Origin of the sequence: Microbacterium sp. SLBN-146, assembly GCF_006715145.1 — a bacterium.
GTDB lineage: Bacteria > Actinomycetota > Actinomycetes > Actinomycetales > Microbacteriaceae > Microbacterium.
On record NZ_VFMR01000001.1, the window covers coordinates 550124 to 576246 of the forward strand.

Annotated in this window: 19 protein-coding genes, 2 tRNA genes and 1 pseudogene; 4 read left to right on the forward strand and 18 right to left on the reverse strand. The window is 68.1% G+C overall.

Translation table 11 applies throughout. From position 1 onward, the window contains the following. Position 1 precedes the first annotated feature (1 nt). The 3 genes from FBY39_RS16495 to FBY39_RS02300 all read right to left on the reverse strand — a co-directional run bounded on the left by FBY39_RS16495 (position 2) and on the right by FBY39_RS02300 (position 4226). On the reverse strand, positions 2 to 526 hold the full coding sequence (locus FBY39_RS16495) for a helix-turn-helix domain-containing protein (RefSeq protein WP_186336912.1): 525 nt from the start codon (positions 524 to 526) through the stop codon (positions 2 to 4). Positions 527 to 639: 113 nt separating this feature from the next. Beyond that, positions 640 to 1761, reverse strand: a complete 1122-nt coding sequence (locus FBY39_RS02295) for a DUF3322 domain-containing protein (protein ID WP_141930056.1) — start codon at positions 1759 to 1761, stop codon at positions 640 to 642. Then, complete coding sequence (locus FBY39_RS02300; protein WP_260837398.1) at positions 1758 to 4226, reverse strand: ATP-binding protein; 2469 nt, start codon at positions 4224 to 4226, stop codon at positions 1758 to 1760. Before FBY39_RS02300 ends, FBY39_RS02295 begins: the two co-directional genes overlap by 4 nt. On the opposite strand from FBY39_RS02300, the gene FBY39_RS16640 reads away from it, so the two are divergent. After that, entirely contained in the window at positions 4203 to 4433 is a 231-nt protein-coding gene (locus FBY39_RS16640) for a hypothetical protein (RefSeq protein ID WP_260837399.1), read from the forward strand. The genes FBY39_RS02300 and FBY39_RS16640 overlap by 24 nt on opposite strands. Before the next feature lie 441 nt (positions 4434 to 4874). On the opposite strand, the pseudogene FBY39_RS16820 reads toward FBY39_RS16640, so the two are convergent. The 9 genes and pseudogenes from FBY39_RS16820 to serS form a co-directional block, all read right to left on the reverse strand. Next, a pseudogene (locus tag FBY39_RS16820) lies at positions 4875 to 5108 on the reverse strand (ATP-binding protein); the annotation flags it as partial. Beyond that, positions 5105 to 5761, reverse strand: a complete 657-nt coding sequence (locus FBY39_RS02305; protein WP_141930058.1) for a DUF4194 domain-containing protein — start codon at positions 5759 to 5761, stop codon at positions 5105 to 5107. The pseudogene FBY39_RS16820 and the gene FBY39_RS02305, both read right to left, overlap by 4 nt. Further along, positions 5758 to 7209, reverse strand: coding sequence for a DUF3375 domain-containing protein (locus tag FBY39_RS02310; RefSeq protein ID WP_141930059.1), 1452 nt, complete (start codon positions 7207 to 7209; stop codon positions 5758 to 5760). The genes FBY39_RS02305 and FBY39_RS02310 overlap by 4 nt, the downstream gene beginning before the upstream one ends. 252 nt (positions 7210 to 7461) lie before the next feature. Continuing rightward, positions 7462 to 7553: transfer RNA gene (locus FBY39_RS02315), tRNA-Ser, on the reverse strand. 81 nt (positions 7554 to 7634) lie between these two features. Continuing rightward, entirely contained in the window at positions 7635 to 8945 is a 1311-nt protein-coding gene (locus FBY39_RS02320) for an LCP family protein (protein ID WP_186336913.1), read from the reverse strand. Beyond that, positions 8945 to 10225, reverse strand: a complete 1281-nt coding sequence (locus tag FBY39_RS02325; RefSeq protein ID WP_260837400.1) for an LCP family protein — start codon at positions 10223 to 10225, stop codon at positions 8945 to 8947. Before FBY39_RS02325 ends, FBY39_RS02320 begins: the two co-directional genes overlap by 1 nt. Positions 10226 to 10281: 56 nt before the next feature. Further along, positions 10282 to 10366 (reverse strand) — tRNA-Ser (locus FBY39_RS02330). 220 nt (positions 10367 to 10586) lie between these two features. Beyond that, positions 10587 to 11489: an HAD hydrolase family protein gene (locus tag FBY39_RS02335; RefSeq protein ID WP_141930060.1), complete on the reverse strand. Its 903-nt coding sequence runs from the start codon at positions 11487 to 11489 to the stop codon at positions 10587 to 10589. Next, positions 11486 to 12751 (reverse strand): serine--tRNA ligase, encoded by a 1266-nt coding sequence (gene serS, locus FBY39_RS02340; protein ID WP_141930061.1) that lies wholly within the window; start codon positions 12749 to 12751, stop codon positions 11486 to 11488. The genes FBY39_RS02335 and serS overlap by 4 nt, the downstream gene beginning before the upstream one ends. A gap of 64 nt (positions 12752 to 12815) precedes the next feature. Between serS and FBY39_RS02345 the strand changes: the two genes are divergently transcribed. Beyond that, positions 12816 to 13982: a diacylglycerol kinase family protein gene (locus FBY39_RS02345; RefSeq protein ID WP_141930062.1), complete on the forward strand. Its 1167-nt coding sequence runs from the start codon at positions 12816 to 12818 to the stop codon at positions 13980 to 13982. Between the two features lie 799 nt (positions 13983 to 14781). Here FBY39_RS02345 and FBY39_RS02355 read toward each other — a convergent pair. After that, positions 14782 to 16449 (reverse strand): ThuA domain-containing protein, encoded by a 1668-nt coding sequence (locus FBY39_RS02355; protein WP_160132907.1) that lies wholly within the window; start codon positions 16447 to 16449, stop codon positions 14782 to 14784. A gap of 430 nt (positions 16450 to 16879) precedes the next feature. On the opposite strand from FBY39_RS02355, the gene FBY39_RS02360 reads away from it, so the two are divergent. Both FBY39_RS02360 and FBY39_RS02365 read left to right on the forward strand, forming a co-directional pair. Continuing rightward, positions 16880 to 18223: a deoxyribodipyrimidine photo-lyase gene (locus FBY39_RS02360; protein ID WP_141930065.1), complete on the forward strand. Its 1344-nt coding sequence runs from the start codon at positions 16880 to 16882 to the stop codon at positions 18221 to 18223. 32 nt (positions 18224 to 18255) lie between these two features. Beyond that, positions 18256 to 18669, forward strand: a complete 414-nt coding sequence (locus tag FBY39_RS02365) for a hypothetical protein (RefSeq protein WP_141930066.1) — start codon at positions 18256 to 18258, stop codon at positions 18667 to 18669. Between the two features lie 16 nt (positions 18670 to 18685). Here FBY39_RS02365 and FBY39_RS02370 read toward each other — a convergent pair whose 3' ends face one another. The 5 genes from FBY39_RS02370 to FBY39_RS02390 all read right to left on the reverse strand — a co-directional run bounded on the left by FBY39_RS02370 (position 18686) and on the right by FBY39_RS02390 (position 26017). Continuing rightward, a complete protein-coding gene (locus FBY39_RS02370) occupies positions 18686 to 20758 on the reverse strand; it encodes an alpha-galactosidase (protein ID WP_141930067.1) in 2073 nt (690 codons plus the stop codon). A 7-nt stretch (positions 20759 to 20765) separates the two neighbouring features. Further along, positions 20766 to 22100: an ABC transporter substrate-binding protein gene (locus tag FBY39_RS02375; protein WP_141930068.1), complete on the reverse strand. Its 1335-nt coding sequence runs from the start codon at positions 22098 to 22100 to the stop codon at positions 20766 to 20768. Between the two features lie 64 nt (positions 22101 to 22164). After that, positions 22165 to 23070, reverse strand: coding sequence for a carbohydrate ABC transporter permease (locus FBY39_RS02380; RefSeq protein ID WP_141930069.1), 906 nt, complete (start codon positions 23068 to 23070; stop codon positions 22165 to 22167). Continuing rightward, complete coding sequence (locus FBY39_RS02385) at positions 23067 to 24002, reverse strand: carbohydrate ABC transporter permease (protein ID WP_141930070.1); 936 nt, start codon at positions 24000 to 24002, stop codon at positions 23067 to 23069. The genes FBY39_RS02380 and FBY39_RS02385 overlap by 4 nt, the downstream gene beginning before the upstream one ends. Further along, positions 23999 to 26017 (reverse strand): beta-galactosidase, encoded by a 2019-nt coding sequence (locus FBY39_RS02390; RefSeq protein ID WP_141930071.1) that lies wholly within the window; start codon positions 26015 to 26017, stop codon positions 23999 to 24001. Before FBY39_RS02390 ends, FBY39_RS02385 begins: the two co-directional genes overlap by 4 nt. Positions 26018 to 26123 lie beyond the last annotated feature (106 nt).

Consider the following 26123-nt stretch of genomic DNA (forward strand, 5'->3'; position numbering starts at 1 on the left):
GCTAACGGCGGGCAGCCCGCCTCGACGCGACCGCCTTCCTCGCCGCTTTGAGGTCCTCTAGCGTCTGTTCGACGTTGTCTTCGTCTACAGCGTCACGCGTGGCAGAGAGCATGTCGTACTGACGCTTACGGCGGCGCTCCCGATACTCGAGCAGATCTGCAAGAAGAACACGGCGATGCGTTCCGGCCCTCTCGAAGGGAATCTCGCCCTCGTCGAGGAGCTTCACAACGGTCGGGCGGCTTACGTTCAGGAGATCCGCTGCTTGCTGAGTGGTCAACCGCGTCGTCTGCGGCACAACCGAGACGGCCAGCCCGCTCTGCATGGCATCAACAATCTTGCGAAGTGCAAGGTAGACCTCCTCCGGGAGTTCTACCTGATCGCCTGGACGCGCTCCCGCAAGGAAGTACCTTGGCTCGGGAAGAGCTCGCCCGGCAGCCTCATGGGCGGTGAGGAAATCCAGAACAGGCGCAAGCTCATAGCCCTTGCTAGGAAGGTACGTCTCTTCAACGACTGCAGCGCGAGACACGGGAATCACCTCAATACACGTAAACGCAGTGAGTTTGCGTTTGTTGCGATTACGGTACCACGCGTCTCCGACAAATCGATAGTTGGATGCTGGGCCAGCACGTCGACTGCCGCTCAAGACACTCCCAGTCGCGCGAGCGCGTAACTCCACGGGACGCGCTCCTGCTCGAGGCGAATGTTCCCCTCCGCGCTTAGCGACTGAAGAGTCACACGCTCACCCGGAGTGAGCAACTCGAACACACCAACATTCGGATCCGGATCGATCCCCCAGAGATCGCGGTGGTCGAAAAGGGTATCCATATCCATCAACGCCGACGCCGCCTCCACTCCTCTGGCTCGAAGTCGGTTGAGTATGGCGAACCCGTGTGAATCAAGATCGCCCCAGTAGGTGACCGTCTGTGCCCACGGGAGGCGAGCGACGAGATCCACGCGGTGACCGCCCCCGTGCACCGCTACAGCTCCGGATACCTCTGGCATTGCGAGCAGTGTCGCGAGGTTCTCGAAGACGAACACGCGCCCTGGGCGTATCGGGCTCACCGCAAGATCGTCCACGGGAGCCGACACATCGGTGAGCCCCTGGAACGAAAGCGACGGATCGAGAATGCGGATCCGCATGAGAGGAGACGGCTCGCGAAGGCCGAGCCCGGGCGCACCGGTTCCAGCCCGATGCAACGCATCCACGAGTCCGCGGCGAGATTCGATCCACTTGGTGTGGATGCCGCGGATCGGCAGTTCCCTGACCAGACGACCCGATTCCGGATTCTTGCGCAACCAGACCAGCACATGGACGAGCCTGTCGAAGTCGGCGCCCTCGAGATCGGCGATCGCGCGGGCGTGGGCGCGGAGCACGTCGCCGGCGGCGGAACCGGTCAGATCCCTCAACTCGTCAAGTCGCGCGACCAGAAGTTGCCAGCGATCGACCTCGCCCGCCGCTCGAGCGATCGAATCCGCGCCACGCAGCACCGCGCGAGCGGGGACTTCCTGCGACCCGATGCGCGACCAACTGCGGACGGCCCACTCGAGCTCGATGCCCAAGCTTTCGCTCACGCCGCGCCAAGCGTCGACCCACGTTCGAACGCGATCGAGGTCGCCGAGCGCCTCGCGCTCCGTTGGCGGACGCAGCGAAACGTCAAGCACGACATCGGTCTGCTGCTCGGCCGCCCACGTACGCGCATCACGGTCGAACATCTTCTTCGCCCGCGCGTACACATCCGCCGGAGTGACGAGCGTCCTCACCGCGACTCCGCGTGAGGCGCGGTGGCGCCCTCATGCTCATCGACCGAGAACACAACATTAGCCAGGCGTGACGCATTCCGGTCGGGGTTCGATACCGAGGTGATCGCGCCCACGTAGGGTTCGAGCGTCTGCAGCAGCTTCTGCGGTGTCGCGAGGATCATGTGGAAGCCGAACTCGCGGAACACCTCCATCGCGTTGCGCGTGTATCGGCTGTCGGCCTTGTCGAACGCCTCGTCAAGCACGATCGACCCGAACCGCGGGACCTCGTCCTCTTCTTCAGTGAGCTGGTACCGCAGCGCTGCGGCGAGGCAGAAGATGACGAGCTTCTGCCGTTGTCCACCCGATAGGCCCTCGGCGGAGTCGTACACCCGCACAACGCGGCCGGTGACGTCTTTCTCCCGCGCCAGGAAGCTCACGTGAAGCCTCGTGTCGAGCACCCGGTTGCGCCAGTCGATGTCGACGCGATCTTTGGATCCAAGGCGACCGATCACGCGCTGCAGCACGGCGAATCGCTGCTCCGCACCGGCAGCCGACTCGTCAGCCCAGTTCCCCTCGACGATGCGGCGCAGGTCGGTGAGGAACTCGTCGACCTCCCGAGTCCGCGTCGTCTTCACATCGATCTCAAGGTAGCGATCCGCACCCTCGAACGGGGACCGCCCCAACGATGCGTTGACTGGGAGGATCCGTTCCCGGATGAGACCCGGGGCATCGCGCAGATCGCCGAGCAAATGCGCGACCACGTCCTGCGATCGCTCACGCAACAGCTTGCGGAACTCGGTCTCCTTTTCGGGCAAGCCGCGGGCGAGAATGCCCTCGCGCAGTTCCCGATAACCGTAGCGGTCGCGGATGTCACCAGTCAGTTCGGCGGATGCCGCCGGCCACCCGAGACGGAACTCAGCCGCGCTACCGGCGAAACGGGCTTCCGCGTCCGCGGCGCGGCCGGCGGCGGCATCCTTCTCCTTCGAAAGCGCGGACTGCACCCTGCGGGCTACTTCGTCGACGGTCTCCAGGCTCAGCGAGCGCCGCTCAGCGCGGAAGCGCCCTTCGAGGGCTTTGGTGATCGACGCGTCGACCGGTGTGTGTGGGGCGGCCTCAAGTTCGGCGATCTGCGCGGTGATACCTTCCACGTTCTTGAGGGCGACCGCATGACGCCCGAGCGCCCCCGCGTGCTCTTGGTTCGCTCCCTCCAAGCGCTGAGCAGCACGCTCTGCAGCATGTTGGGCCTCACGCAGGGTTCCTGACTCGCTCGTGAGCATCCGAAGTTCATCGCGGCGAGCTTCGGTCACCGCAGCCGCGGAGGCGAGATCGACGTGGTCCCAGGTGAACTTTGCCACGCGTGTGAACACGTCACGACGCGTCACAGCATTCTGGCGGAGCGAGTCCGCCTCGGCATCCCGGGCGGTTGTCTCCTCCATTCCCGCGATCGCCCTACGACGACGCTCCAGCAACGCCTCGAGCCGCGCCTGGGTATCACCGCCCAGCACCCATCTCGTGGCATCGTCGACGTCGTGACGGTCGTCCTTCTCGTACCTGCGTGAGTTGCGCTTGACCAGGCCGCCGATCGTGACACCACGCTCGACATCGTCGAGCTCATCGGGATGCGACACGCAGGCGAAGTCGAACTCGGTGGCCATACGCTTGCGAACGTAGGAGGCGAAGGGCCCGTCGCTCACCACGAGGCGATGAATGAGCGAGCGGGCGTCCTTCGGACGACGCGGCTCGTCGACCGAGTGCGGCACCGCTTCTATGACGAGCCGAACACCCAGCGTCCGCGTATCGGCTGCACGACGAGCCGCGGAGAGATGTTCGTCGCGCACCAGGAGGGTCGATGCGAACGGTGCCATCACCCGCTCTGCCGCACCGCGCCAGGCGGAGTGCTGCTCGGCGACCGAGATCAGCTCTCCGGCAAAGGGGAGCGCCGACGCCGGCACGCCGACGGACTCCGCGAGGAATCGGCGCGCTCTCAGCAGCTTCTCGTCGAGGTTGCTCCGGTGATCCCTTAACGACTGAATCTGCTTCGTCACATCGTCCAGCGCCTTGCGCGCCTGGCTCGCCGCGTCACGCACGTCAAACGACACAGCGGGGATGTCGCGTGCCGCTTCGGTGACGGCGGCGGCGAGAAGCTCCGCGAACTGCGCGGCGTCTTCCGGCAACGTTGCACCGATGCGCGTCAGTTCGGCGCTCAACTGGGCGCGATACTGCCCGATGACGTTCTGGTCGCGCTGCGCACTGTCGATCCGTTCCTGCAGCAGCTCGACCCGCGCGCCTCCCTCATCCCGGACCCGCGCCTTAGAGCTCTCTAGCATCTCTGCCGCCAACCGGCGTTCTCGAGCCGCGTCGCTCATCGCGCTTTCCGCGCGCGCCAGCCCCGCACGTGCTGGGCCCGCTGCATCCTTCGCGAGCCGAAGTTTGAGTCCCGCGGTGAAGGGCTCGACCGCCTCGTGCAGATCGGAGATCGCGGCCATCTCGGCGCCGGCCAGGTCGAACGCCGTGATCGCCTCGTCGACGGTTCGGAGCGCATCGGTCTGCTTCCGCAGGTCGACCACGTGCTTGTGGGCGGCATCGAGTTCCGTGAACTGCTCGACTGCGGTCTCGGCGCGCGCGAAGGTTCCCGGCTGGTCGAGCATGAACCCACGGAACAGCGCGTCGAGGGTGCCGAGGTTCTTCGCTGATTGTGTCTTGTGGAGAAGCTGAAGCGTCGCGTCTCCTCGGAAGCCGAACTGGCGAATGACGCGCTCATGAAAGCGTCCGTGTCGTCCGCCGGTGGTGATCAGCGCGTCGGGGAAGGCCTTCGACATTCTTCGTGCGTCGATTCCGCCTTCGACGTGCGGCTTCACTTCGAGAAGCTCCAGTCGACCGCGGGCGAAGATCCGTGCGTCCTTCAAAGCGGTTGTATCGGTGCGCGTGCCGGGTGCGTGGAACACCCGCAGCAGGACGACTGGCTGGTCGCGGAGATTCTCGTAGCGGAGCAGGACGCCACTCCAGGTCGCCTTCGAGCGCAGGTAAGTCGTGGTGGCGCGATCGGCAGTCTCGTCTGCTTCCTTGCTCCATGCCCCGCGCACGTAGCTCATCAGCGTCCGGTCGCTCTGCCTGGAAGCGCCATCTTGAGCTGCCGCGTTGAGACGGAGCCACCTGTCGGGGGTGAGAACGGCAGCGATCGCGTCGAGGAGCGACGACTTTCCCGATCCGGATGCACCAGTGAACAGGTGGCCGATGCGCGCCACGTCGACGGCGACGTGGCCAGCGAACGTCCCCCAATTGACGAGTTCGATCTGGGCGAGGCGCCATTGACCGGTTCTAGTCGGATCGATCTCCGGTTCGTCGGTCGGGAAGCTCAGCATCGTCATTCGCTCTGGTCCTCGGCATCCGTCGACGGGGCAATGCCCCCGCCTTCGCGCTCGCGGCCGATCCGCTGGTACTCCGCGGTGATTGCGCGGATCTGATCTGCATCGACGAGCAGGCGAAGCACCGGGGAGATCTCGGCACGGTCATCGCCGAGCGCGTGGAGCACGCGGAGCTTGTTCTGCATTTTGTTCCACGACGAGTTGACGCGGCTCGCGAAGTCCTTCTCGTCACGGTCAGGGGTGCGGAACACGGCGAGTTGCTCGAACACCTCTGCCTGTCCGACGATCACGCGCCCGCGGCCCTCTTCGCTCAGCATGGTCTGGCGCAAGATGAGCAGCATTGCGGTGTCGAGGAAGGTGAGCGCCTCCGACCGCACCGCCTTCGGGACGTCATCGGAGGGAGCGTTTCGGACGAAGGCGAACTCGCCGACACGGTCGATGACCAATTCGAGGAACAGGTCGGCGAGCCGGGAGCGGATGACAGCCTCGTCGGTGAGCAGTACCGCCCACAGCTGCGCCTCGCGAGCGCCGGAAAGGTACGGTCCGCGCACCAGACGTAGCAGGACTCGCCGCGTACGATCCGGAAGCTCTCCCGCGTCGCCCCGCCACAGGCCGGTGTGCGCGTCGGGAGCGCCATCGACAGCCGGTTCGGTCATATGACCGCTCCTGTGAATCGGTGTGCGGCGACGATCGCCACACGCGAAACTCCGTCTGAGCCCTCCCACGCGAGCACCTCGGGTTCGTCGTCGACCGTGCCCTGTTCGGCCGCGATCGCGAGGAGTCCGACCACGCTGCCGACACCCTGCGTCGCTGGGAATCGAGCGAGGACATCTCCGACGGTGCATGAGTGCACGTCAGAGAGCAGGTCGTTGACGTTTCGGGCGAGCTCGTCGAAGTCGATCTCGGTCTCGCGAGCGATCGCCCGCAACTCCTCGAGGCTCGCGAGAGATGCCGTCCGCGTGACGATCTCCTCGGTGGCGGCGAATTCGGCGGGATCGTGGAGGTCGACCGCGCCGACACTTGACATGGCCACTGCCGAGAGATCGAGTTTGAGAGACGTCGGATGCCACGGACGTGTGTGCTCGGCGGCTTCCGCCCCCGCGTGCTGAGCCTCCCGCAGAAGAGTTCTTAGCACCCGGTCGCGCTGGTAGTCCTGTGACTGCACGTAGCGTCGAAGCGCCCGGGCGAACAGCGTGATGACATCGTGGATCTCCGCGCTTCGTCCCTTGAGCGTGGTCAGGAACGAGCGCAGTGCCCGGCGCTCATCCGTGGTGAGGTCGCGAGCGAATCCGCGATCGAGGATGCGGCGGATGTCGGCCTCGAACGCGGCACCAAGTGCAGGGTCGAGCACGAGCTGGGAGAAGGCAGCGAAACTGCGGCCCGCGTCCGAGTCGGAGATGTGGTCGATTCCGCGGAAAACTTCGTCCACGACCGATGCCTGAGAGACATCAGACTCGACGATCTTCGTCCTCAGCGACGCATTCAGCGTCTCGAACTCAGCACGCACCCGAGCGAAATCGTCCGGCACGTCCGCCGCCTGCGCCAACACATCGCGAACGCGTTCGAGCGCCCGATCCTCGTCGATCGCTGCCTCGTCGCCCGAACGCAGGCTCTCGATCCGCCGCTCGATCGACTCGATCTCTTCTTCGAGCAATGCGATTCGGGCTGACACGTCGGGATCAGTGTCGATCGCCAGGCGACGGACTTGCGCCGCAAGGCTCGCAAGCCGAGACTCTGTCACACTCGAGCGCGGGGCGGCGCGACCCTGCAGGAAGCGGATCCCAGCGATCGCATCCGGCGAGAGCTCGAGTGTCTCGCCCCGCGCTTCCGACGACGGTCGACGCACCAGGAAGCCGGCCGATCGCCACTCCCCGCAGTACCCCCTCGCAGTCAACGGCAGCATCAACGCCTGCGCGCGGAGCCGTTCGAGGTCGGCATCGATCCGCTCGTACAGCTCCTCGGCGTTAGCTCGGCGCTCGTCTCCGCCCAGGTGGGTTGCGAGGAGACCGGCGATCACGGGTGCGCTGTCGGCTCGGAGAAGCTTCCAGGCCGCATCGCGCTCCGCAAGCTGGGCAAGCTCGAGGACCTGGGCGACTGCGGGCACGCGTCCATTCTGGACGACGACGCGGACATCAGCGCATCGAGGGCACGATCTTGGAGACGGAGGGATTGCACCCTCGGTCGCCCAACAGCACAGCGCAAGTGGCTCGCTGCACCGACGGAGCTGCGCAGATGACGTTAATGATGTGCGTCGGGCTGCACGATCTGCGCAACAAGGAGACCGGAGTCGACGTGGCCGAAATCGCAGACTTCGTGGCAGCAGCAGTAAGAAAAACTGCCTGAGCAGGAATTCTTGTGGCGGAGACGGAGGGATTTGAACCCTCGGTCCCCGTGAGGGGACTCCACCTTAGCAGGGTGGTGCACTAGGCCTGACTATGCGACGTCTCCAGGCATCCGGAACCCGAAGGCGCGCGGATGCACCCGGCAATCATAACCGTTCGGCGAGTCCGATCCGAACCGGAGCGGCACTCACTGCTGCGGAACGGTGCACGTGACCTGCGCTGCCGTCTGGCCCGCGATGTTCGACGGGAGGTCGACCCGGGTTTCGGTGGGCGCCGGCGTCTCCGGAGCGGATGCCTCGGGGGCAGCGGAGTCGGATGGCTCGGGCGTCGCGGCATCCGTCGGCTCTGCGGCCGGCTTCGTGGCCTCACCCGTCACCTCGACGCCGTCACCCTGACTCGCGTCACCCGTCAGGTTGAGCGGCTGGTTGGCCGCCAAGGCGGCGAAGAGCACGTCGGCGGCATCCGTTACGGGGAGCACCCGATCTGCCCCGGGGCCCGAGCCGTATCGCGTCGGGTACTGCACGAAGACGATGTCCTCGTACGGCACGTCCTTCACAGCCATCGCGATCTGCGCCATGAGCGTCGGGTTGGCGAGCGACTGGCTGAGCGTCAGCTGCCCCTGCGTCACCTGCGAGATCGCCGTCGTGGCGAGGTTGAACAGCACGGGAGGGTTCGCCAACACCCCGTCGCTCTGGAGCTTCCGCACCATCGACGACATGAACTGCTGCTGGTTCGAGATCCGGCCGAGGTCGGACCCGTCGCCGATCCCGTGACGGATGCGCAGGAACTGCAGCGCCTGCGCGCCCTCGAGCGTGTGCGCCCCCTCGGTCAGCTGAAGTCCCGTGTGCGGGTCGTTGATCTCGCCCGCGACGCAGACGTCGACGCCTCCGATGGCATCCGACATGTTGATGACGCCCGTCCAGCGGATGGATGCCGCGAACTGGATGTCGATGCCGGTCAGTTCCTCGATCGTCTTCACGGTGCACGGCAGCCCCCCGTACATGTACGACGCGTTGAGCATCTGCGCACTCATGGCGGAGTAGTCGCCGCTGCCGTCCTCGCGCGGACACGCCGGGATCGGCACGATCATGTCACGCGGGAACGACACGACGGTCACTCGCCGGGGCTCATCCGAGATGTGCACGAGCATGGTGACGTCGTTGCGCTCGCCCTCGGTATCCCCGTTCTGACACGCCCCCGAGAGCGCCGCGTTCGGTCCGTCGCACGAGTCGGTCCCCGTCACGAGCAGATTCACGCCACCCTCGATGGCGCCGAGCGAAGGAGGGATCACCTCGTCGGGATCGAGCACGACGGCGTTGTCGCCGACGGTCTGCGCGGCGTTCCACAGCGCGAAGGCACCGACGCCTCCCGCGCTCACCCCGACGACGGCGAGCAGGACGCCGAGGATCACGAGCACAGTGACGAGCGGATGCCGCGAACGCAGCCGCCCGTGGCGCGCCACAGTATCGCGGCCCTGCGGCCGCACCGCCGACGACATCAACCGCTCGTCCGGAGGTTTCCGGCGGAACAGGTCTGGTCGGCCGCCGAAGTGCCCGGAATCGAGTCCGGAAGCTGAACGACGGCTTCGTCGACGGGCGGCGCCGACTCCGTGGCATCCGGATCAGGCGCCGTCGTCTCGGTCGGAGCCGGGGACTCCGACGGGTCGACCGTCACGACGCCGCCTCCGCGGTTCGGGTCGTTCGTGACGGCGATCGGCTCGTTGGCCGCGAGCGCCGCCCACAGCTGGTCGGCCGCCGCATAGTTCGGGACGACGCGGTTGGGATCGGCGGGATCCGTGTTGACGGGATACTGCACGAACACGATCTGGTCGAACGGCACGTCCTTGACGGCGAGCCCGATCTGCGCGAGCGTCACGGGGTTCGTGAGGCTCTCGCTGAGGGTCACGTTGTCGACGGCGGTCACGGCGAGGCGATAGAGCTGACCGAAGTCGCTCAGCACCTCCTCGCTCACGAGCTTTCGGGCCAGACGCGACATGTACTGCTGCTGGTTCGAGATACGAGCGAGGTCGCTGCCGTTCTCGAGGCCGTGGCGGGTGCGGAGGAACTGCAGCGCTTCCATGCCCTGCACGTTGCGCATACCGGCGGGCCAGTCGATGCCCGTGTAGCGGTCGCGGATGCCGCCGTTGCCGATGCACACGTCGACGCCGCCGATCGCGTCGGTGATGTTGATGACGTTTCCGAAGCTGACCTTCGCCGCCATCGGGATGCTCTGCTCACTCAGCGCCGAGATGGTCTTCGCGACACACGACAGCCCGCCGTAGGACCACGCCGAGTTGATCTGCTGCTTGCTCATGGCACCGGTCGACGATCCGTCCTCGCGTGTGCAGGAGGGGATCGGAACCATGAGGTCGCGCGGGAACGACACGACCGTCACGCGTCGGGGGTTGTTCGAGATGTGCACGAGCATGTTGACGTCGTTGAGCTGCCCCTCGGCGTCGGCACCCGTGCAGCGCTCGCCGAACATGTACGCGTACTCGGGTTCGCACTCATCCGTGCCGACGACGAGCAGATCGACGCCTGTCTCGATCGCGCCGATGTCGGGCGGAACGGCATCCTGACCCTCGAGCTCCACCGCCTCGGAGGCGACGCCAGCCGTCAGGTCGATCGCGGCATAGGCGGCGACGCCACCTACTGACACCAGGGCGACAGCCGCGACGATCCCCACGATCTTGAGCAGGAAGGTTGCGGGATGCGGCGACGAGAGGGCGCCGTGACGGGCCACGGTGCGGCGGCGGCCGCGCGGGGTCGTCTTCGTCACAGGGGTCCTCTCGAGGGTCGAAGTCAGGCCCGCTCCCCTACGCACACCTCACCTTGCGGAGGGTGTGGGATTCGAACCCACGGGACATTGCTGCCCACTGGTTTTCAAGACCAGGTCCATCGGCCGCTCGGACAACCCTCCCGACAGGAGCCGGAGCACCCGTCGAACGGCGTCGAGTCTAGCCGACACATGGTCGGAGTCATTCTCGCAACGACGGCTGGACGAGTCCTGTATCTCGGCTTTGCGCCCGCGGCGTGTCTCGCGCGGCATCCTGTCTCGCTCACTTGTCGCGAGTGGTGGGATGCCGCGAGCGCGGGCCGCCCTTTGAGACAAGTGAGCGGAGAGAGCAGCGCGCGGGGGATCAGAGGGCGCGGAGGATGGCGGCGACGCCGCCGACCTGGACCGACGTGGTCAGTTCGCCCGCGGCATCCCGAACCTCTTGCGGGCCCTGCTCCATCGCGACAGCGCGACCACCGTTCTCGAGCGCCCAGCGGAACATGCCGACATCGTTGCGCCCGTCACCGATGACGAGCACGTGCTGCGGATCGATCCCGAGGTTCGTGCGCACGAGCTCGAGGCCCGTGCTCTTGTCGACGCCCTGCGGCGCGATGTCGAGCCACGCCGACCAGCCGACGGAGTACGACACCTGATGGAGGCCGATCCGCGAGACGAGGTCGACGAACTCACCCTCCCCCTGCTCGGGCGCGACCACGACGACGCGGCACACCGGCTGCGCCCCGAGCTCTTCGAACGGCACTCGTGCCGCCTCGACGAGGTTCCAGTCCTCGAGGTACTCGGTGTAAAGGCGTCGCCCGTCGGGAAGCTCGACGAGGTAGCGCGCGTCGGGCAGGTGCTCACGCAGCAGCCGCAGCACTTCGGAGGCGTCGAACGTCTCGATGTGCCACCGCTCGTACTCGAGGTCGTCGGCATCGACCAGACGCAGGACGACGGCACCGTTCGAGCAGACGACGTACTCGGGGGCGATCTGGAGGACGCGAAGGATGCCGCGCGTGCCCTCCCAGCTGCGGCCCGTCGCGATCATGACCTCGTGGCCCGCCTGCCGGGCGTGCTCGACGGCGTCCACGACGCCGGGGCTCAGGCTCTCGTCCTCGAGCAGAACCGTTCCGTCGATGTCGAGGGCGATGAGCAGCCGCTCGACGGGCGCCGACGAATCCTCGGTCTCGCGCACGACCTCCTCGACGATCTCGGTCGCTTCGTCGCGACCGACGACCTCGACCTCGCCCGTCTCGGGAAGTCGGCTCACGCGATCGGCTCCATGACCTCGAGCCCGCCGAGGTACGGCCGGAGCACCTCGGGCACTGTCACGGAACCGTCGGCGCGCTGATGCGTTTCGAGGAGCGCCACGATCCAGCGGGTGGTCGCGAGCGTGCCGTTGAGCGTCGCGACGTGCTGCGTCTTCGCGCCGTCGGGGCGGTGACGGATGTCGAGCCGCCGCGCCTGATACGTCGTGCAGTTCGAGGTGCTCGTGAGCTCGCGGTACGCAGCCTGCGTCGGAACCCACGCCTCGACGTCGTACTTGCGTGCCGCGCTGGATCCGAGGTCGCCCGCCGCGACATCGATGACGCGGTAGCTCAAGCCGAGGTCCTGGAGGAGCTGTTCCTGCAGCCCGACGAGGCGCAGGTGCTCCTCCTCCGCGGCATCCGGAGCGGTGTAGACGAACATCTCCAGCTTGTTGAACTGGTGCACGCGGATGATGCCGCGCGTGTCCTTGCCGTACGACCCCGCTTCGCGCCGGTAGCACGTCGACCAGCCGGCGTAGCGCTTGGCGCCCGCACCGAGGTCGATGATCTCGTCCATGTGGTAACCCGCCAGCGGCACTTCGCTCGTGCCGACGAGATAGAGGTCGTCGTCTTCGAGGTGGTAGACCTCGGCGGAGTGCTGACCGAGGAAGCCCGTGCCCCGCATGACCTCGGGACGCACGAGCGTCGGCGGAATGAGGGGGATGAAGCCGGCCTGGAGGGCACGATCGAGCGCGAGCGTCATGAGCGCGAGCTCGAGGCGCGCGCCGATTCCCGTGAGGAAGTAGAAGCGGCTGCCCGACACCTTCGTGCCGCGCTCCATGTCGATCGCGCCGAGCTTCTCACCGAGAGCCAGGTGGTCGAGGGGCTCGAAGTCGAACGCCGGCGGCTCGCCGTGCGTGCGCAACGTGACGAAGTCGTCCTCGCCACCCGCGGGGACGCCGTCGATGACGATGTTCTCGATCTTCGCGAGAGCTTCGTCGGATGCCGCTTCGGCCGCCGCTACCGCGTGCTGCGCCTCTTTCACGCGCTCACTCAGCTGCTTCGCCTCGGCGACGAGTGCGGCCTTCTCGTCCTTCGGCGCCTGCGCGACGCGCTTGCCGTACGCGTTCTGCTCGGCGCGGAGCTCTTCGAACGCCGTGATCGCCGCGCGGCGCGCACGATCGGCTGCGAGAGCGTCGTCGACGGTGTCGGGCGACTCGCCGCGGGCTTCCTGCGAGCGCTTGACCAGCTCGGGATTATCACGGAGAACAGCGGGATCGATCACCCGTCAATCCTCGCATGCCCGGTTCGCGGCGGCATCCGACCTTTCCGGGACTTACTCTGTACACATGGCGAGCGCCGACGATCACGACCGACCCGCGGACGCTCCCGATCCGGCCGAGGCGGCAGCGCCCGACGACGTGATCCGGGAGCCCGAGGACGTCGCCCCCGACCGCACCGACGACGAGGCAGAGGGCGAGGCGCGCCGCGTCGACGTCGAGGGCGAGCCGCAGCCGATCGAAGACGAGGGAAGGCCCAACCCGAAGGCAGCTCTCGTCTACAACCCGACGAAGGTCGACGCCGACGAGCTGCGCAAGACCGTGTCGGATCTTGCGGCGGAGGCGGGATGGTCCGAGCCCCTCTTCTATGAGACGACGGTGTCGGACCTGGGCGACGACGTCACGCGGCAGGCCCTGTCGGAGAACGTCGACGTCGTGCTCGTCGCGGGCGGCGATGGCACCGTGCGCGCTGTCTCGGAGGCGATGTCCGGCTCGGGCGTGCGCCTTTCCATCGTGCCGAGCGGAACGGGCAACCTCCTCGCCCGCAACCTGCGGCTCCCGCTGACCGAGCCCGACACCATGATCCGGGCGGCCTTCGACGGCGACACACTCCCGATGGACGTCGGCTGGGCGAAGATCCGCCGCGCCGACGGCGAGCGCGCGGAGCACGCGTTCGTGGTCATGGGAGGCATCGGACTGGATGCCGCGATGATCGCCAACACCAACCCGACCCTCAAGAAGACGGTGGGCTGGGTCGCGTACGTCGATGGTGCGGCGCGTTCGCTCGCGAGCGCCAAGCCGTTCCGTGTCATGTACCAGCTCGCCGGCCGACGCCTGCACTCGGCGCGCGTGCAGAGCATCCTGTTCGCCAACTGCGGTTCGCTGCCCGCGGGTCTCGAGCTCGTTCCGGATGCCTCGATCTCGGACGGCCAGCTCGACATCGTGATCTTCCAGCCCAAGGGCGCCTTCGGCTGGATCTTCGTGTGGCGTCGCGTGGCATGGGACAACAGCTTCCTCCGCCGCTTCCGCGCCGGACGCCGCGTGCTCTCGCTGCGCACGAAGGACAACTCCGTCATCTATTCGCGCGGGACCGGCATCGAGATCGGCACGAGCGAGCCGCATCCCGTCCAGCTCGACGGCGACGAGTTCGGCGAGGCGATCGAAGTCGACACCCACGTCGACGCAGGCGCCCTTCTCATCGCGATCCCGAAGGATCACGACACCTCGGGGCTGTAACCTCGCGGCATCCGCCTGGCGGGGGTCGGCGGGGCGGGGCGCGGTTCGGCCGGGTGGGGCGCAGATCGGCGCGGCGGGGCCCGGTTCGGCGCCGCGGGGCGGGGGTCGGTTCAGCCAGGCGCGGCTCGGCGCGGCGGGGCGCGGTTCGGCGCGGCGGGGTGCGGTTCGGCCGGGCGGGGCGCAGTTCGGCCAGGCGGGGCGCGGGTTTTCCGCCCCGAAGCGCCAGGACGCGCCCCAAGCCCGCAGGATGGCACACGCGGGGCACGCCCGCCTGGGGCGCGGGTCGGCCCCTCGCAGCATCCGCCACCCACCCCGAGGCTCAGTTCGGCGATGCCGCGCGAGCGGGGCGCAATTCGGCGGCACGGGGCACGAGTTTTGCGCCCCGATCCGCCAAGACGCTCCCCAAACCCGCACGGGCCCGCACCGGCCCGCACCGGGGCGCAGAACGCCCACCCCAGGCAACGGGTCGGCCCCTCGCAGCATCCGCCACCCACCCCGTGGCGCAGTTCGGCGATGCCGCGCGAGCGGGGCGCAATTCGGCGGCACGGGGCACGAGTTTTGCGCCCCGATCAGCCAAGACGCGCCCCAAACCCGCACGACACCGCACCGGGGCGCAGAACGCCCGCCCGAGGCACCGCTCGGCATCCGCCACCCACCCCGGGGCGCAGAACAGCCGCCCGGGGCGCGAAACACCCGCCCCAAAGCCCCGGAACTCGCCCCACACCGGCGCATCGCGCCCAAACGAACGAAGCCGGCATGCCCCCGGGTGGGGAGCATGCCGGCTCGTTCGGCGACCGGGTCAGCCCGTGACCACGACCTTCTTCGTCAGGGTCGTCGACCAGCCGGACAGATCGGACACGCTCACGCGGACGGTGTACTCACCCGGCGCGAGGTTCGTCGGGAGGGCGTACGAGCCTGCCCACGTCGTCGATCCGATGGCACTGGATCCCGACGTCGAACCGAGCGCCTTCAGTATCGTCGCGTTGTTCGCGTCGTAGAGGTTCGCCGCGATCCGGTTCATGCCGCTGCCGTCGCTCGCCGACAGACCGACGGATGCCGCAGCACCGCGCACCACCGAGGCCGGCGCATCCACGGTCAGCGCCGGGCGCTTCGTGTCGATGAAGAACGACTTCAGATGCGCGCCGCCGGCCGAGACGGAGTTGCCGACGCCGTCGGTGGCGAGCACCGTGACGCCGTAGCGACCGTCGGGGAACTGGGATGCCGGGACGGATGTCGACCACACACCGTTCAGGACAGGCACCTCGATGTTCGTGAGGAAGCCGTCGAGCTTGCCGTTGTCCTTGAGCTTGCGGACGTGCACGGTGACCTCGTCGATGCCCGATCCGGCGTCGGCCGCCGTGCCGGTGATGACGATGTTTCCGCGCTGGACCGAGTCGACCGCGGGGGACGTGATGCGGATGTCGGGGCCCGTGGCGTCTCCGGACATACCGCGCTGCCACTCGACGAGGTCGTCGATCTTCTCGACGAGCGTCGTGTTTCCGAGCGCACCCGCGGTCTCCTGCGTCTGGCGCAGGGTCTTCGCGGCGGCAACGTGGTCCTTCGCGTCGGCCGAGACCTTCGCGGCGTCGAGCCCTGCCCGGACGGCCGCGACGGTCGACGCATTGCCGTCGGCGGCGACACCGTCGACGATGCCCCCGACCTCACGGAACGTGACGCAGTCGCCACCGCCGGTGACGAGACCCGCGGTCCACTGGATGCCCTTGAGGATGTGCGAGAGGAAGAGGGGGTCGGTCCACGAGGCATCCGTGTGTCCGGCACCTTCGTACCAGCTGCGGCCACCCTCGAAGTTCTTGCACCATGCGAGGGGGTGGTCGGCGCCCATGCGTCCGTTGCCGGGGTTGTAGGTCGACTCGTCGAGCGTGATGAGGACGTGCACGTCGTCGCGCGGGTTCGTCGTGAAGTTGTACCACTCGTCGAAACGGACCCACTCCGCGGGGAGCATCGTCGTGGACGGGTGGGTCGGGTTCTCGACTCGCATCGTCGCGGTCTGCTGCTGCGGGTGGTTGCGGAAGCGCGCGCCGCCGCCGGTCAGCTGGCTGTACCAGGGAATGGCGTGCATCGTGTCGGTCGCGGCGTGGAGGCCGACGTATCCGCCGCCGGAGCGGATGTAGCCCTGGAACGCGGCGAGCTCGGTGTCGTTGAGCAGACGCGGGCGTGCGGGGTCCATGTTGTTCGTGCCGTCGACGGGGGACGCGAAGATGATCGTCGCGTACTTCTGCAGGTCGGCGGTCGTCGTGAACGGCGTCGAGGGCAGGGTGACGGATGCCTGGGCGGGATCCCACACGTCCACGGTGAAGCCGTTCTGCTGACCGAGCAGTGTGAGGGCGTTCGTCGTGTCGTCGATGTGGGAGTGGCGGAAGCCGAGCGTCTTGCCGACGACCAGCACCTTGTAGGGGTCTTCTTCGGCGGCCGCGGGCACGGCCGCGATCCCGAGACTGGCGGCCACCCCCACCGCCGCAGTGATGGACAACGCTCTGAGCGATCTGGATCTCACGGGTCTTTCTCTCCTTCGAGTGGACCGATGTCGCTGGCGACGGGATATGTTGCCTGACGCGACTTATTCGTGGGAACTCTATTCCGAGTAACAGTGCAATGTCAACGGCTCCGTAGCGTTAGATGCCTGGCGATCTGCCAGCTTTTGCCGGTTGCTAATCAGAAGTGCCCCGGTGCAGGTACGCGTGGACTCACGTGGAACACCCGCACCTCGAGGACCGAGACGGTGCGATCCGCGCGAGCCGGTACGCCGCGTACGTCCGGGGCGTAGCGGCTCGTTCGGTTCGTGTCGGCTGGACAGTCGGGAGTGCTCGGCCGAGTACCCCCGAGATCCCCAGCGCAAGCCCGACCTTCCGTCCACCGCGCCACGGCAAGATGAAGGCATGGCCTCTCCCTCGATCGTGTGGCTTCGCGACGACCTCCGCCTCGCCGACAACCCCGCTCTTCGCGCAGCTTTCGACCGCGGTGAGCCGGTCGTCGTCCTCTACGTACTCGACGAGGAGTCCCCGGGGATCCGGCCGCTCGGCGGCGCCGCGCGGTGGTGGCTGCACCACTCGCTCGCGTCGCTCGGCGCGCGCCTGCGCGAGCGCGGCGGCGACCTCGTCCTTCGTCGCGGTCGCGCCGCCGATGTCGTGCGCCAGGTCGTCGCGGATGCCGGAGCAGCTGCCGTCTTCTGGAACCGCCGCTACTCCGGACCCGAGCGCGAGATCGACGCGGCGATCAAGTCCGCGCTGCGCGGCGACGGCATCGAGGTCGCATCCTTCGCCGGCTCGCTCCTGTTCGAGCCGTGGACCGTCACGACCGGCGCGGGCACCCCGTTCTCGGTCTTCACACCCTTCTGGCGAGCCTGCCGCGCACTCCCCGCCCCGCGCCAGCCACTTTCCGAGCCGAGGGAGATCGAAGGGATGCCGCAGCCGCTGGCATCCGATGACCTCGACGACTGGGGCCTGCTGCCCACGAAGCCGGACTGGGCGGGCGGTCTCCGCGAGACGTGGGAGCCCGGGGAGCCCGCCGCGCGGCGCCGCCTTCGCACCTTCCTCGACGAGGACCTCGGATCGTACGACCGGGCCCGCGACGAACCGTCGGCCGGGGCGACGTCGATGCTGTCGCCGCGCCTGCGGTGGGGCGAGCTCAGCCCCTACACCGTGTGGCACGAGGCCGTCGAGGCGGGCCACTCCGGCGGATTCCTCTCGGAGGTGGGCTGGCGCGAGTTCGCGTGGCACACCCTCTATCGCTTCCCCGAACTCGCTTCGAAGAACCTTCGGCCCGAGTTCGACGCTTTCCCGTGGCCCCGTCTCAAGCCCTCGCGCCTCGAGGCGTGGCAGAAGGGCGAGACGGGCATCCGACTCGTCGATGCGGGCATGCGCGAACTCTGGCATACGGGCTTCATGCACAATCGCGTCCGCATGGTGACGGCATCCTTCCTCATCAAGAACCTGATGATCGACTGGCACCGAGGCGAGGAGTGGTTCTGGGACACGCTGGTCGACGCGGATGCCGCGAGCAACCCGTTCAACTGGCAGTGGGTCGCGGGGTCGGGGGCGGATGCGGCGCCGTACTTCCGGATCTTCAACCCCGAGCTCCAGGCGAAGAAGTTCGACCCGAAGAGCCACTACATCTCGCAGTGGGCGGCGGACGCCCCGACGGAGCCCATCGTCGACCTCGGCGAGACTCGGAAGGCCGCCCTCGACGCATACGAGGAGGTCAAGCGGGCGCCGAGGTCCTAGGACGGTCGCCCGCCTGGGGCTACCGTGAGCGGGTGACGAATCTCGAGACACGGCGCTTCGCGATCGACGCGATCACGGCGCTCCGCATCGTTCGCGACGATCCGGGGATCGGGGCACGGCACCGCCTGGTCGGTCCGGCGATTCTCCGCAGCCACGTTCTCTCGATGCTCTACCGCGAGGTGCGCGCGGGAACGCTCGACGAGGCTTCCGCACGTGCCCAGCTGGACGGGCTCGCGGGACTCAAGATCCGGCTGCTCGGCGATCGCGTCTCGCGAGCGACCGCGTGGAAGATCGCCCGACAGCTCGACTGGGACGACACGTCGTCGGCCGAGTACCTCGCCGTCGCTTCCCTTCAGGCCGATGCCCTCGTCGCCGGCGACCCGACGATCGCTGCAGCGGCCTCGGGCATCGTGCCGCTCGCGACGTACGACTCCCTGCGCGCGTAGGCCCACCGCACGCGAGCTACTGCGGCGCCTCCGTGAGCGACACCACGATGGCGTTGCCGGGAAGCAGCAGCGGCATGGGGAGCCCGACACGCATGAGCACCGCACCGGTGAGCTCGACGCCATCCGCGATCCAGGGCGGCGGGGCGTCCTGCAAGGCCTCCCACGGCGCGCCGAGGTCGAGCGGCTCGACGCGGTAGCGCAGGGCCGGATCGAGCCCGGCGGGGCGGAAGGGTGCGGGGATCGCGGCATCCGTCGACCCGACGACGGCGTAGGAGAACAGCGCCTCCGAACGGTCCTCGGCGACGACGCCGTGCACGACGATGGCATCGTCGGCGCTGTCGACGCGCACGACCCGGCCGGAGTGCAGGAGGGCGCGCTTCGACCGGTACAGGGCCGTCCATCGGGTGAGAGCGGCGCGGTCGGCGTCGGACACCGCCGTGATGTCGGACTCGATGCCCGCGTGGCCGTAGAGTGCCGTCGCGAGCCGGAAGCTCAGTGTCGAGACGCGGCCCGTCGTGTGTGCGCGGGCGTCGCCGACGTGCGATCCGAGGTACTCGGGCGGGACGAGGACACCCGTCCACCGCTGGATCACCTGGCGGACGAGCGGGTCGTTCGAGTCGCTCGGCCACACGCGGTCGACGCGCCGCAGCATCTCGAGGTCGATGCGACCTCCGCCCGAGGCGCACGACTCGATCTCGACGCGGGGATGAGCGGCGCGCAGGCGGTCGAGCAGCCGGTAGAGCCCGTCGACCTGTCCGCGACCGCCGTCGATGAGGACGTCGCGGTTGTGATCCCACTTCAGGTACGAAATCGCGTGCGCGCTCAAGAGGGCGTCGAGTCGCTCGAAGAGGTAGTCGGTGACGGCGGGATTCGCGAGGTCGAGCACGTGCTGCCAGCGCCACGTCGGGGTCACGGCATCCGTCAGCACCCACTCGGGATGCGCGCGCGCGAGATCCGAGTCGGCGCTCACCATCTCGGGCTCGACCCACAGGCCGAACTGCATGCCGCCGTCGTTGACGCGGCGGATGAGGGGATCGAGGCCCTCGGGCCACTTCGCGGCGTCGACTTCCCAGTCCCCGAGCGCGCGGCGGTCGTCGGCGCGACCGCGGAACCAGCCGTCGTCGAGCACGAAACGCTCGACACCGACCTCGACGGCCCGATCGACGAGCGGGGCGATCCGTTCGAGAGAGTGGTCGAAGTAGACCGCTTCCCACGTGTTCAGGGTCAGCGGACGCGGCGTCGCGATCGTCGACCACGACCGGATCCAGGGATGCAGCCGGTCGGAGAGCCCGTCGATCCCCTCCCCCGACCACACGGCGACGACGACGGCGGAAGAGCAAGTCTCGCCCGGTGCGAGTTCGACGACACCCGTGCGCGCACCGGCGCCGAGCACCGTGGGGCCGAGCTCCGTGCGCTCGAACCACTGGCGTCGGTCGCCGCTCCACGCGACGTGCGTCGCCCAGACCTCGCCGGATCCGAAACCGAATCCGGATGTGCCGGCCATCATGAGGAACGGATCGTCGTGGCCGCCGCGCCCGTGACGCGTCTCGCGCACCCACGCGCCGTGACCCGGCACGACGCGCTGCGGCTCGCGCTCGAGCGCCCAGCGGCCCGAGAAGTCGAGCACGTCGCGCGCGCGGTCCGGGACGGGGAGCGCGACGTCGGCATCCGTCACGCGAATGACGTCGGGACCGTCGTTGCGGATGTCGTGCGAGGCGAGGAGCACGCCGTGCGGTGTCAGGGCGACGCGCGTCGTGATCGCGGCATCCGCCCACGCGCTCGTGATCGTGAGGACGTCACCCTCGCGCACGGTCGTGATCTGTCGAGGGATGCCGCGGCCCGGTGCCCCCGCGAGAGCCACGGCCGGCTGGCCGGACCATCCCTCGGCGAGCGCGGGGAGGAGGCTCAGCCGGAGCGGAACGTCGACGGAGCTCGGACCGACGGCGGGAACGGAAGAATCGGCGAGCGCGGCGAGGTCCGCATCGTCGAGGGCACCGAGGTCGGCGCCCCAGTGGACGATGACGGGCACGCCCGCGCCGCGGGAGTCGAGCACGAGGCTGACTCCCGCGGCGCGGAGGTGGTGGATCATTCGGTGGTTACTCCGCGACGGGGATCGACTGTGCTTCGAGCGTCGAGATCGTCGACGCCTGAGCCGATTCGAGCGCCTCGAGCAGCGTTCCCTGACCGGTCACGGCCGACTGGAAGCCGTCGGACACATCGGCGTAGGTCTGCGTCATGGTCGGACCCCACACGAAGTCGGGGTTGACCTGCTCGGCCGCCTCGGCGAAGACGTCGTAGATCTTCTGCCCGCCGTAGAACTCGACACCCTCCTGCAGCGAAGGCAGGGAGAGTCCGGCCGTCGTCGCGGGGTAGATGTTGGCCGACTCGTTGAGGGCCGTGAGCGCCTCGTCCGACGTGTTGAGCCACAGTGCGAACTTAGCCGCTTCGTAGACGTGCTCGGAGCCCTTGAAGACGGCGACCGACGAACCGCCCCAGTTGCCCGAGCTCTGCTCACCGGCTGCCCACTGGGGCGACGGTGCGACGGCCCAGTTGCCTGCCGTGTCGGGAGCGCCGCTCGCGATCGAGTTGGCACCCCAGACGGCGGAGTTCCACGACCAGACCTCGCCCGAGTTGTAGGCGTTGTTCCATTCCTCGGTCCACGCGGGGTACGTCGCGACGAGGTCCTCGTCGAGGAGCTCCTGCCAGTAGTCCGCGACCGTCGTGGACTGCTCGCCGGTCAGGTCGACCGTCCAGGCGTCTCCGTCGTTCGTGAACCAGTCGCCGCCCGCCTGCCAGACGAAGCCCGCGAACTGGTTGATGTCGGCGGTGGAGAAGTTGGTGATGTAGCCACCGGCCTCGCGGACCTTGACAGCTGCTTCCTTGTACTCTTCCCACGTCGTCGGCACCTCGATGCCGTTCTGCTCGAACAGGTCGGCGCGGTAGAAGAGCGCCATGGGACCGGAGTCCTGCGGCACGCCGTAGACGCCGTCGGACGAGCCGAGCGTGACCTGGCCCCATGTCCACGGGATGAAGTCGGCCTCAGCGGCGACGATGTCCTCGCACGCGGCGAGGTTCTCGAGGCCGTCCTGCACGCGGAAGCTCGACAGCGCGTCGTACTCGATCTGGCCGAGGTCGGGGGCGTTCCCGGCCTCGAGCTGGCTGAAGAAGTTGGCGTACGTGCCGGAGTTGCCGTTCGGGCCCGTCTGCACCTCGACCTGAATGTCGGGGTTCTGTTCGTTCCAGGTGGCGACAACGTCTTCGATGCCGGGGATCCACGAGGTGAACTCGAGGGTGACGTCACCGTCGGCGGGAGCGCACGCGGCAGCATCCCCTCCGCCGTCGGTTCCGGAGCCGCCGGCGGCGCAGCCGGCGAGTGCGAGCGCGGTGAGCAGTGCGACGCCCGTGGCGACTGCTCTCTTGGTCTGCTGCATGATGTTCCTTACTTGGTGGGGTGGGTGTTTTCGGGAGTGCTGTCCAGCGGGGGCCGGGCGGCGGTCATTTCACGGAGCCGGTTCCCAGTCCGTTGCGCCAGAAGCGCTGCAGGAGCAGGAACGCGATGATGAGCGGGACGATCGAGAGGAACGACCCGACGAGCACGTACGTGCGCAGCTCGGGGATCTGGTTGAGCTGCGTGTTCCAGCCGTAGAGGCCGAACGTGACGGGGAACAGCTCCTGGCTGCGCAGCATGATGAGCGGCAGGAAGAAGTTGTTCCAGATGGTGACGAACTGGAAGAGGAAGACCGTCACGAGGGCGGGCGTCATGAGACGCACGGACACCGTGAAGAACGTGCGGACTTCGCCGGCCCCGTCGATCCGTCCCGCTTCGATGAGTTCGTCGGGGACCGACGACGCGGCGTAGATGCGGCTGAGGTAGACGCCGAAGGGGCTCACGATGCTCGGCAGGAGCACGGCCCAGAACGTGTTGGTCAGGTTGACCTGGCTGAAGAGGAGGAAGAGCGGGAGGGCGAGGGCCGTCGCCGGCACGAGCACTCCGCCGAGGACGATGTTGAAGAACGTCTCACGGCCGCGGAACCGGTACTTCGCGAGGGCGTAGCCGCACATCCCCGCAACGATCGTCGCGAGCAGCGCGCCGATCCCCGCGTAGCCGAGGCTGTTGAGCAGCCAGCGCAGGTAGATCCCGTCGTTGTAGGTGATGAGGTCGCCGACGTTCTGGAAGAAGTTCCAGTCCGCGAACCACAGGGCGGGCGTCGTGAGGAGATCGCCGCGGTCCTTCGTCGACGCGATGAAGAGCCACCAGATCGGGACGAGGAAGTAGAGCGTGAAGACGCCCATGACGAGGAGGGAAGCACCGCGCGACAGCATGCTCTCGCGGGGGCCCCGCCGGCGCGTCGGTGCGAAGTCGTCGGGTGTCGCTCCGGCGGTGCGGGTCAGGAGGCTCATTGGGTCGCCTTCCGTTGGGTGGCCTTGAGGAACGTGAAGGAGAGCGCGAACGTCGCGAGCGCCAGCACGACCGAGAACGCGGCGGCGAGATGCGTGTTGGGGATCGCGTTCGTCGCGTAGATCGTCATGTTGGGCGTGTACGTCGACGAGACGGCGGCGCTGAACGAGCGGAACACCTGGGGCTCGGCGAGGAGCTGCAGCGTCCCGATGATCGAGAAGACGGCGGTGAGGACGATCGCCGGGGCGACCATGGGGATCTTGATCGACCACGCGATCCGGATCTGTCCGGCTCCGTCCAGTCGCGCTGCCTCATACACCTCCGACGGGATCGCGAGGAGCGCCGAGTAGATGATGAGCATGTTGTACCCGACGAACACCCACGTCACGACGTTCGCGATCGACCACAGCACGAGTTCGGGCGACAGGAAGTCGATCGAGCGTGTGACGTCGGTGAACGGCGACAGGTTCGGCGAGTAGAGGAAGCCCCACATGATCGCGGCGATGACGCCGGGCACGGCGTAGGGCGCGAAGAACGCGAGGCGGAAGAACTTCTTGCCCTTGAGCGCGGGCGAGTCGAGCAGGAGCGCGAAGATGAGCGCGAGGCCCAGCATGACGGGCACCTGCACGACGCCGAACAGGAGCACGCGGCCGACCGACTCCCAGAAGGGGGCGTTCTGGAAGACCAGCAGGTACTGCGTGAGTCCGCCGAACACCTCCTGGGGTGCGCCGTAGGTGCCGTCGCGCTCCACGACGAGCAGCGACTGCCAGACGGCGTAGCCGATCGGGATCAGGTAGAAGAGCAGGAACAGGATGCCGAACGGGCCCGCGAAGATCGCGATGGCGCCCTTGTGGGGCGTCTTCCGCTTCGGGGCGCGCTCGGCGCGCGCAGGGCTTCGGCGCCCCCGCGTGACGAGTACTTCTGTGGCGGTCATGCGGCCGCCTCCTCTCTGACGATCCGTACGGATCCGGCGGGAACCTCGAGCGACCCGTGCACGGCGACACCCGTGACGAGCTCGTCACCCGTCGCGCCGAGGGTCGCTGAGGCGGTCCCGTGATTGATGGCGAAGAGATACGACGCCTCGGCGCCTCGGCGGCGCACGAGCTCGAGGGCGGAGACCTCGCCGTCGTGGATCGCGACGGGCGATGTCACGCCCGCTTCGCTCGCGAGACGTGCGATGAGGTCGCGGTAGGCCGACGGCTCGAGCTGCGTCGAGAGGTACCAGGCGGCACCGTGTCCGTGGGCGTTGCGGGTGACGGCGGGAGATCCGGCGGAGGGGCCGTCGGCGAAGGATGCCACGACCTCGGCCGTCGTCGCGTGTCCGCGCTCCGACCAGAGCGACGCACGGCTGCCGTCGTCGAGGGTGACAGTCTGTCCGGCGGCGACGGGGGCGAACTCCTCGATCTGGACGCCGAGGAGGTCGCGGAACGGACCCGTGTAACCCCCCGTCCAGACGCGGTCCTCGGCGTCGACGGTTCCGCTGAAGAACGTCACGAGCGCCGTGGCTCCGTCCGCGACGCGGTCGGCGATCACGGCGGCCTCTTCCGCGCGGACGAGGTGAAGGCCGGGCACGAGCACGAGCGCGTAGCCGGACAGGTCGGCGCCGGGCCGGACGACGTCGACCGTCAGTCCGAGCGCGTGAGCGGCGGCGTAGCAGGCGTGCACCTGGTCGAGGTATCCGACGAACTGGCTGGGGCGCGATAGCGACTGCGTCGCCCACCACGCCTCCCACGAGAAGACGAGGGCGACATCGGCATCCACACGCGATCCCGCGATCTCGGAGATCCGCTCGACGATGCCGCCGAGCTCGACGACCTCGCGCCACACGGCGGAGTCGGTGCCGGCGTGCGGGAGCATCGCGGAGTGGAACTTCTCCGCTCCTTGGACCGACGCGCGCCATTGGAAGAAGCACACGCCGTCGGCGCCGCGGGCGACGTGGGTGAGCGAATTCCGGAGGATCTGGCCGGGGGCCTTGGGCACGTTGAGCGGCTGCCAGTTGACGGCGCCCGTGGAGTGCTCCATGAGGATCCAGGGCGCGCCGCCGCCGAGTCCGCGCGACAGGTCGGCGGCGAAGGCGAGCTCGGACGTCGGGTCGGCGAGACGATTGTCGAGGTAGTGGTCGTTCGCGACGATGTCCATGTCGGGCGCCCACGACCAGTAGTCGAGATTCTCGATGTGAGCCGTGACCATGAAGTTCGTCGTGAGGGGCCGGTCGCTCAGGGGACGGATGACGTCGGCCTCGGCGCGGTAGTAGTCGAGGAGCTGGTCGGAGCTGAACCGGTGGAAGTCGAGCATATGGCCCGGGTTGCCGAGCGAGAGGGTCGCGAGCGGCGGCAGGATCTCGTCCCACTCGCGGTACGTCTGGCTCCAGAAGGCGGTGCCCCACGCGGCGTTGAGCGCGTCGATGTCGGAGTAGCGCTCGCGCAGCCACACGCGGAACGCCGCCGCGCTCTCGTCGCAGTAGCAGAGCGCGTTGTGGCATCCGAGTTCATTCGAGATGTGCCACAGCTCGACCGCCGGGTGGTCGCCGTAGCGCCGCGCGACCTGCTCGACGAGCTGCAGCGCGGCGTCGCGGAAGATGCGGGAGCTGGGGCAGAAGGCCTGGCGCCCGCCGGGGTAGCGTCGCGTGCCGTCGACGACCATGGGGAGGATCTCGGGATGTCGCCGGGTGAGCCACGCCGGAGGGGATGCCGTGCCGGTGCCGAGGTTCACCCGGATGCCGGCGGCGTGGAGGCGGCCGATGACGTCGTCCAGCCGGTCGAAGTCGTACTCGCCCGGGCGCGGCTCGATGTGCGACCACCCGAAGATATTGATCGCGACGAGGTCGACCTTCGCCTCGGTCATGAGGGCGATGTCCTCGTCCCAGATCTCGGGGGTCCACTGCTCGGGGTTGTAGTCGCAGCCGAACGCGATGCCGTCGTGTTCGAATGCTCGGGCGGGGGCCGTCATCTTCTCCTCGGTTCTGTGAACGTGCACAGTCCCGAGCGCGATTCCTCTGCGCTGAGGTTCTGTGAACGTGAACAGAGTAAGCACACTCCAGACCACTGTCAACACA